Origin of the sequence: uncultured Gimesia sp. (assembly GCF_963972345.1) — a bacterium.
GTDB lineage: Bacteria > Planctomycetota > Planctomycetia > Planctomycetales > Planctomycetaceae > Gimesia.
Map to the genome: position 1 here is coordinate 1 of NZ_CAXAVM010000073.1, position 8835 is coordinate 8835.

At 48.5% G+C, this 8835-nt stretch carries 4 protein-coding genes; all 4 read left to right on the plus strand.

What is annotated here, in order from left to right; translation table 11 throughout:
- A partial coding sequence (locus AACZ40_RS13935) for a hypothetical protein (protein ID WP_339674686.1) occupies window positions 1–1051 on the plus strand: 1051 nt, incomplete at its 5' end.
- Window positions 1052–1086: 35 nt separating this feature from the next.
- Entirely contained in the window at window positions 1087–1899 is an 813-nt protein-coding gene (locus AACZ40_RS13940; RefSeq protein ID WP_291177603.1) for a hypothetical protein, read from the plus strand.
- A 568-nt stretch (window positions 1900–2467) separates the two neighbouring features.
- On the plus strand, window positions 2468–5521 hold the full coding sequence (locus AACZ40_RS13945; RefSeq protein WP_291177600.1) for a hypothetical protein: 3054 nt from the start codon (window positions 2468–2470) through the stop codon (window positions 5519–5521).
- Window positions 5522–5546: 25 nt separating this feature from the next.
- Window positions 5547–8795, plus strand: a complete 3249-nt coding sequence (locus tag AACZ40_RS13950) for a DEAD/DEAH box helicase family protein (RefSeq protein ID WP_291177596.1) — start codon at window positions 5547–5549, stop codon at window positions 8793–8795.
- The last annotated feature ends 40 nt before the right edge of the window (window positions 8796–8835 follow it).

Genomic DNA, 8835 nt, shown 5'->3' on the forward strand with positions numbered 1-8835 from the left:
CAAGGAAATCCCCCCCTGCAAAGTCAACCTGTCAGGCACATGTTCAGAGCTAAAACTCCAGCTCCTCAACAGCCCTGAGTTCACACTCCCTACTCAAGGTCAGAAGCTGAGCGAAATGATCGTGAGTGAGGGAACAGGAACCTGGCAGGGACCGCTTTCCCTGGAAATGGATCAGCGCAAACCAGTGGAAGTGAAACGTATCGATACTAAGACTAAGTCTCCCACTGCAACGCTTCAGGTAAAAGCAGCAGCTTCCACTCGATTCGACCTGACACTACCGGGAAAAACAGAAGTGAAATTCGTTTCTCCCGCTGGTAAAGCCACGAGGCAAATCCAGATTTCGCCATTCAAGTCAGTGATTTGGACAGCAAAGTTTCCACACTCGGAAACGCCGAAAGAACCTGGTATGGAAATCTTTCCGTCTGCAACGGAACTTGTATGCGAGACGGATTCAAACAAACCCCTGACATTTGACCTAGAAAGACAAGTCCGGTTGTATCCCGGTAAAACACAACATGAAGGAGATCCCATCTCTGTTAAATTCCAGCCACAGAAGATAAATACTGCCGCTCCCCAGATCGAACTGTTTTGGAATGCCACAGAAGTCACTTTTTTAGATAATCGCCGTCTGCAGATCTCCCCCGCATCGATCACGTTGAAAGACATTCAACTATCTGCATTCTCGCTTGATAGTCAACCACAGTCTGACATGATTGGGCAGGACAATCAGCTTCTTATCTTGGAACCATCCGACTTGAAAAAAACCAATCTGAGTCTCGCAATTGTAAAACTGACTGAAAAAGGGATGCACATCGAGATTTCAGGGACGGCCCAGTCATGCAGACTGGCAACCGGATCTGGTGACAATCAATTGTGTCCGAATTCCCTCGAACGGGTCCGAACCGACTCCACATCACAAAAACATGTTGGCGATTATCTCATCGCAGTATGGTGGATCGACTCCTTCTCGGAGAACATCATTTTTTCAATCGTCTTCTTTTGCGCGGGAGTCCTTTTGACATGGCTCGGCTTAAAACCGAAATCTGAATAATGTTAGTACTTTTGATTATCTTACCGGAGAGAAATATGAAACATTTTGTGAATCTTACTCCCCAAGCGTTGTGGAGACAGATGCTCCTTGCGGCCTGTCTGCTCGCCCTGTTTTTTCCCACAGGCGCTGCAGCACAAGATGACAATGCAGCCCCGTTACACGGATATGAAGTGCGAGGTCTGAAACTAGATGCAGAAAAACCGCTCTGGGTCGTGGTGACAGGCGCCGGGATGGACAAGGTAAAAGTCAATATCCGCAGTTCTTCAGAAAAACAGGATTTGTTCAAAGGGAGAGACATCTTTAACAATTACACCGACTTTAAAATGGTAGGATTCAATCAGACGAATTTTCGAGTCCTGCAAGCAGAATCGATACCACCTCAAATCACCACCCAGCCGGTCGACTTGCAGATCTCGGCGACAGACCGCAAAGGCGCGCCTGCCCGCATCGACCAAGTCGGCACGTCAAACAATTCCGGAGAGTTTTTAAAAGCACTGACATCGGGAAAGCTTGGACGGGATCAGGTGATTGCCATCCCCCGACGATGTTATGCGGATAAGGCAGACGCGATCCTGACCAACGTCTATACAGAGCATCCCGCCTGCGCACTTTTAAAAATTTATAATGAGGAAGGGAAGCCTGTCCCATCCAAACAGGGCTCACGTTTTCTCAGACTACGACCAGACGTGATACACTGGAAGGAACACAAGCAAGTCTCATCCGGCATCTATCAGGCGCGCGTCCTTCTGTGGTACGCTGGCACTGCGGGAGAATGCAATATGAAATCGACAGACAGCGATCCTGATTTCGTGCTCTACTCCGAATTTCAGATACTCACTCCCCCTTAAGCTGGCTGATCTTGTTGATGCATCAGATTGCGCTTGACACATTTTCAAGCCGCTGCCGAAACACATGATGCCGGCGAGTTCCATTGGCGGATCACATAACCTACAAGGCTGGCCGGCAGACCTGTTAGTTCGGAAGGTATGCCAGACAGCGTCATATCGTCGAACTAAACAAGTTTCTTCAGACAGAATCTTCGGTTAAGTGATTAAATCGTTCGCGAATCTCATCAATTCGCAAATGCACCAAAAAAGCACCCATTTAGCTAACACGTTATCTCGGTCACAGGAGTCTGTGTCTAATCTACAGAAAAAACTCATGCTGGATTTGAGATCACGGCGGCATCAGACCACTGGTGACTCAGAGTCAGATTCTTAATTTTAAATATTAACTCAATGGTTCCTGACAGCCGTTCTCTGTCCAATACCTCGGTCCAGTTTCAAAAAGACAGATCGGTCGTCTCGATCAGGCTGCTACCAGTTCATTTGTTATCCGCTATTCGCTATACTGTACTGGCAGAGAATCAACGTTTGGATAAACTACTGGAAAAGTATGAAGACATAAGGGCCAACAGTGGATAAGCTGCGTGAAAGACACCAACAACTGGATGAGCATTTCAGTAGAAACTCACTTGACGGAGGCAACGGACCAGCCTGCCGCTTTTTGATTGACCACGAAGTTGACGTTCAAGAGTTGGTATCAATCCGAGAGTTGGTGCTGCGCGGCCTCCGCAGTTGCTCTCTCAGTTCGTTTGATTGGCAGACGGCGTATCTACCTTTGCTCATATGCGCGGTGGAAGTCGGCTACGGATACGAAGGCAATGGGACAGACTTTTGGCCTAGGCTTAGTGAGACGCTTGGATCTGAATTCGACACAGAGGATCGCAAGCGGATTTCTCAGTGGTTCGCTCATGCAAGTTCTAATTATGGTGCTGTTGCGCCCGGAAACAGTCAGTGGGAAAAGGCCTTTCGCCACATCGCTTGGCCAATTACGCATGCAGTCGCCGCGAAAGACATCCGCCAGCCGTTCGCGGATTGCTTACAAAGATTCCGCCATGATGTACTAAGCGAATCAGTAAAAGATGACACCATTGTCAACGAATTATCGCAGATCCTAACGCCAGTCGGATCTCGTCGTTTTCGAACATGGTTAGAACGGCCGGAAATTGTGGCTGGTATCGTTCGAGATTTGCTTGGAGGCAAGCAACTAAATGAAGCCGAATTGTTCTCGAAACACTTTCGGGATCGGCTTATCGAAGATCTTCGTAGCGAACCGGATATCCGTCGCGCCGTTCGGCAGATAGAAACAAATCGTGTGAGGAACCTTAAGAGAGTATCAGACAAGAGTGATTATGAGAACCAGTCACATCTTAGGTTTGGTAGTTTCTTTCTTTGTCATGGCGAGCATGGCTGTTTGGAGCTATGTGGCGAAATGCCAGAACTATCAAAGGCTGTTCAGCGTGCGCTCAAAACAGTTCGGCGTCGTTGGAAAGTTCGACCGTGGGGATTTCCGGGGGCGTCACCAATACCAGGGGACTGCTTGCGTTCAATCTGTGGACACTTTCACGTCAGTTTCAGTTACGCGGCTAGAGCTAATTCGGGCACGCCGTTTTTTACAGAGATTGAAGAACAGAAAGTTGATAAAGAAGCTCAGCGATGGCTGGAGAGCGTTCGTTTCCCTGCGGCAGAAATGTTGGCCTTTCCGCCGATACAACCCGGTGACGACAGTTCGCATTGCATCAGCGGGCGAACTCCACATAACGGAAAGATCTGGGTGCTTTCACGGCAAGGTGAAATCGAGGTAAAACGATCTAAGAACAACGGGTTGTACTGTCGCGAAGTTGGCTTAGTTGATGGAGGCGAGGTTCACGAGTTTGATGCGGATGATCCGGAGGTGCGTGAGTGGCTTGGTTGGCCGGGAACTTCATCAATCACAAAGGTCGCCCCGTTGTGCTTTACGTGGCTTCGCCCGTCGTCTGTCTCAATCGAGTCAGTTGATTACCCGATTTATACAACCGATGATGAAGTTGGCATCTCGGTCTTGGGCGAGGAGCCTTTAACTTTGGTTCTGCGAGAAGGTTCGAAAGAAGTCACGCGTGAATTGGTCACTGAAGTGGCGACTTTGGGGATTGAAAAAAAAGGCAGCTACAGCTTGACGGTTCTGCGAGGGGAGCAGGAAGTCGATTCATTCAGTTTCGGGATCTTGGATGATTCAGGGGACGGCTTTATCGAATCCGACCCCGAGTCCCCATGGCATGCGATGTTATCTCATGTTGATGCGGGAGAGACGGAGTTGTCTCGCAGCGATTTGTTCAACCACCATTTGAATTTGGATATCAGCGGAGACCGTGGAATCGAGAATATCTCTGCGAAGTTGTCGTTATCTCCGAGTGAAGCAACGGCGAGCATTTCTTTAGATCGAATCCCGACGCGGTTGGCTACTAACCATCCAATTTGGAATCAACTGATTAAAGCAGTGCCGGGGTCAGTACTGAAGTCACCATGTGACCTAACTCTGTCGGTCGAAATCGAGGGTATGTCGAAAAAATCGTGGCGACTGGAAACTGAGCTGCAAGAACTTTGGTGGGAAGATGGCGAAAATAATCTGCCGATCGCGGTCAATGATAGCAGCTCGTTCAACGTGCAGCACTATTGCTTGCTTGAGAACAGGGTTATCGACAAACCAAACGAAGGTGATCCCTTTCTTTCGGTGGCTTTGGATAGCAACGACAATGAGTTTCACTTTGACGCAAGGATTGGCTTGCTGGGCGATACGATACTCTTTCGAACCCTTCGGCCGCCAAGACGGTTCCTTCGTCAAATGGATGACATTGGAGACTGTTCGGGGGTGCGTTCGATTACGCAGCGGTATTTACAAATCTCGTCAGCCAGCAGTTCTTCATTAATTGCCGAAATCAACCGCGTTCGAGCTGCCGATACATTAAGATCATGGGTCTTACGCTGCTTGTGCGGGTCAAATTGGTTTTATAAACACCAAGAGATGAGGCATCTTGAATCCTCCAACCCGGCTGAGATTTGGTGGATGTGTCAATCCACACAAAAAGACTTGCTTCAACCTCCAAGTGAGGAAGAACGACATCTGCCAGAAATGCTACCTGCGTTGGTGCTTACGGAGTTTGCCGAAGTTTTACCGGAGCAGTGGTGGGATGGCACGGTGGCTGAAGTCGACGGCGATGGCGCGATTCCACTTGATTCGATGTATCAGCATTTGATTGAAGATGATTCCGTGTTTGTCGATGCAGAATCACTTACCCGATCACTCTGCCTAGCCAACGAACAATTATGCGGCGCGGACCTAGCAGATTTGATCATTCCGGTTAGCGGTGGAGATGAACTACTCGGTTGGCGAATCACAGGTATGACTATCAGTGATCTAGCTACCGAGTTGCATTCGTGGATTCGTCGTCATTTGGGGCGAGGCCGAGGCCGACAAAGTTGGATACCCAGCGAGCTTAGTATCTACCTCAATATGCTCCTCTATCCTGAACGACTTCGGAAACAAGCGTGGGAAACGGTTTTAGAAAAGTTACTACATGATCGTAGCGTTGCTCGGGCAGGTGCATTCATTGCTTGGCGGGTTCAGCAGAATGCGAGACTCGAAAAGTGAACGTGCGAACTGGAATATTATTCTCATGACTGAAATCGAAAAGTTCGAATTGTTAATGCACGGCGTGCAAGCGTTAAGACGACATGTGGAGTATCTTGCATGTCCGATCAGTGGGGCATCGGGCATCCGAGCCCAGTTTTATCCACATCAGGTTCAGAATGTGCAAAGGATTCTGTCGTCTACTCGTATCCATCATTTGATCGCAGATGAAGTTGGGATGGGAAAGACCATCCAGGCGTTGATGATAGCAAATGCTTTACGTTTGCAAGCCGGAAAGCTGCGTGTGCGTATCGTTGTCCCTCGAACAGAATTGAAGAATCAATGGATAGATGAAATTGCTTGGAGAGCACAATGTATTGCAGAATTGGGGAATGAAACCGTCGGCGATGACTGGTTCCATGTCATCGATGATACTGAAATCAGCAAACCTTCTGAGGCGCTTGCCACCGATCAATTTGATCTTCTGATTTTGGACGAACCACAGAGTTTAAAGCAGGACACGCTCCGCTTTGTTGCTTCTAATTCGACAGACTTCACTTACTTGTTGCTACTTACCGCGTCACCGAACCTTCGCGATATGCGTCGATTTCTCGAATTACTACAAATCCTAGAACCAGATCGAATCGAGCGGGCAAGACGTGATGCCGATGACGGTTTGCTGCATGAAGACCTCGATTGGTCGCGTAGTCGAATTGGTGACCTTCATGACAAGGCGCTGGGACTTGTATACGATATGTTCATGCGGCATACTCTCGAGGTTGTAAACGGTCGACTGGAGACGAACATCAAACCTTGCGGTGTATCCGAGACGTACCAATCATTCGCAGAATATCGACGCATTCGTATTCTTGCGGAGACTCGATGGCAATACCGCAACGTGCTGCGTTCCTATCGCACCGATTTTCCTGATCATTTGCCACGTCGGCGTCTCAAAAGAATAGTCATCGAGGCAACATCCGCCGAACGAGATCGAATGCAAGCTTCTTTAAAATATGTTGGTGTTTTTTTGCAGAACCATCTGGAACCTCAACATCGGCGGGCCGCATCTGCCCTTTTACAACGAACCTCTTTAGGCGGCCAGAGCCTGCAAAATCGCCTAATCCAATTGAGGCGGGGCGAAACAGAAGATGAATCACAACTCCAGATGGTTAGCGAATTGTCTCGACGTGAATATGCAGACTCGCGTTTGGATTGCATGGTCGATTGGCTGGTTCGATTTTGGCAAGACGATCCAACGCGAAAGGTCGTTATTGCCGCAGAAGACAATGCGACAGTTCAAGAGTTGAGCGACGAGCTTACTTGGAGAATTCCTACAGTGGGATCACGAAGAAACCGAATCGAATTGAAAACAGTGTTGGCGAAAGATGAACGCATAGGAGATCTATCGGTTGACGAGACACTGGATTCGCAAACACTTCGCAACTTTGCCAATTCAAGTCTGCGTTCCTTTGAGGAGTCAGACGACCAGCTATTGATCGCTCACAACGTGTACCGGCAGTCGTATAATCTGCAAGCTGCGGACGCTTTAGTCTTCTACGCTTTGCCCTGGAAGCCTGAAGACGTCGACCAATGGATTGGCCGCGTAGATCGACTGGGACGGGATTTTGTTGATCCCGAACGACCGAATAGCCGCCCTAAACCTGTCCACATCTTGGTTTTGCATCGCCGAGGAGATCCAACTATCGGGGTTCAGGAAGTTTTGGATGAATACAGAATATTTGAGACTGCAATTGACCCCGAGCGTCGCCTGCTGGAACAGATATCATATGACATCGAATCTAGGACGCTACCAGCTTTATCAGAATCAAACAATATATTATACCCGTTAGAATTTGACTTAGGTGATGAACAAGATGATGTGACGAATCCAATTCGACCGAGCGGCTCAAAGGAAACCGCTGCTCCGTCAGGATCGCCATGGACAGTCCCGCATGCCGTGGAACTTCACTTCCAAGTTTCTCGGAGATTCAATATAGGGCCTGTTCTTTGTCAGACTCGTCCACTTGGTTATGTCACATCACCAAGCGAAGAGGCATTGGCACGCTGGATCAGACTGCTACGCAATCACAAATGGATTAATGTCTCCACATTTCCTGGAAAGAAGCAAGAGGGAGGGCGCCGAGGTCTAACGTTTTATACCCTCGGTCAAGACAAATCAGTCAATATTAAGTTGGATTCCGTTCAAGACAAAAATCATCCCTTTCCACCATTTTTCATCGCCCGCGGTAACATTCAGCGACCTCCTCGGACAAAAGTAAAGACTGGTAAAGATCGGGACGGTAATCCTCGACGCGAGGTTCTTCAGTTTTTGTCTTTCGGTTCAAGAGTTCATCAAGATCTTGTGGAGACCTTTTGCACTGCCGGCAGGACTGATCAGCCTTTCGGAATCAAGATTTATGCACTAGGCAAACGTCATTATCCAAATGGAACTGACCTTACCCGAGGTACCTACCTCTGCGGAGTTGGCTATATTGACCCTGCTTTTTACTATGATGGTTTTGATGTGAATCAGCATCTCCTCGCGGATACCGCGCCTGCCATCGGGACGTTACAGGGGGCAATAAGATCAAGAACTGCCAAGAAACTTTATGCCGGCCTTTGTTCAGACGCCCGGTTCATTCGTATACAGCGAACAGCATTTTTAAATTGCTTGGCTTGGCGATGGGAACCAGGAAAACCTGTGGAACCATGCGACAAACAAGTTGCTGCGGATCTTTGGAGAGCCAATTGGCGCAAGGATGAACGGCCTTACGCGGAACGAAAGTCGTTGTCGAGCAACTACTTAAAAAATCTGCCCCCTTCCTGTGTCACTAAGATCCTGGACAGCACGAAAGCTCACTGGGCCTCCGGCATGGAAAGCTTCGAAGAAGCGATCGCAGAGCGGCAAGAAATCCTACTAATAGAAATGCATGATCGATTGTGGGTATTAGAGGCCGCAATCGAAGAGATCGAGAAAGAGATTAATCGACGAAATAATGATGCGTCTGATGCCAACCTTCAGGCCATCACCAATAATTATCAGCCTCGGATGAAGCGTCTTCAGGAGGAGTGCGAACTGACAAAGCGCAGCTACGAGATTCGAATAGCGATGCTGCAAAAGAGTTTGAAACATCTCCAATCTCCAGATAAATCGACCGTCCAGTTGCAATGTACGGCGGTCATTGAAATGGAATACGATCCCATACCACTGCCGGAAGAAAATGACACGGAGGCGCAAGCTAGTCAGACTGAAAGCGAGTTAGCTGGCATTACCCAACCGGAGATTCGCAAATGACGTTCATTCCCTAGAACCCCAGTAAGAAAGCGCTTCTGCA

What these genes read in the sequence shown, in the direction of transcription:
- AACZ40_RS13940 (WP_291177603.1), top strand. Translation starts at nt 1,087, where the DNA reads ATGAAACATTTTGTGAATCTTACTCCCCAAGCGTTGTGGAGACAGATG.
- AACZ40_RS13950 (WP_291177596.1), top strand. Translation starts at nt 5,547, where the DNA reads ATGACTGAAATCGAAAAGTTCGAATTGTTAATGCACGGCGTGCAAGCG.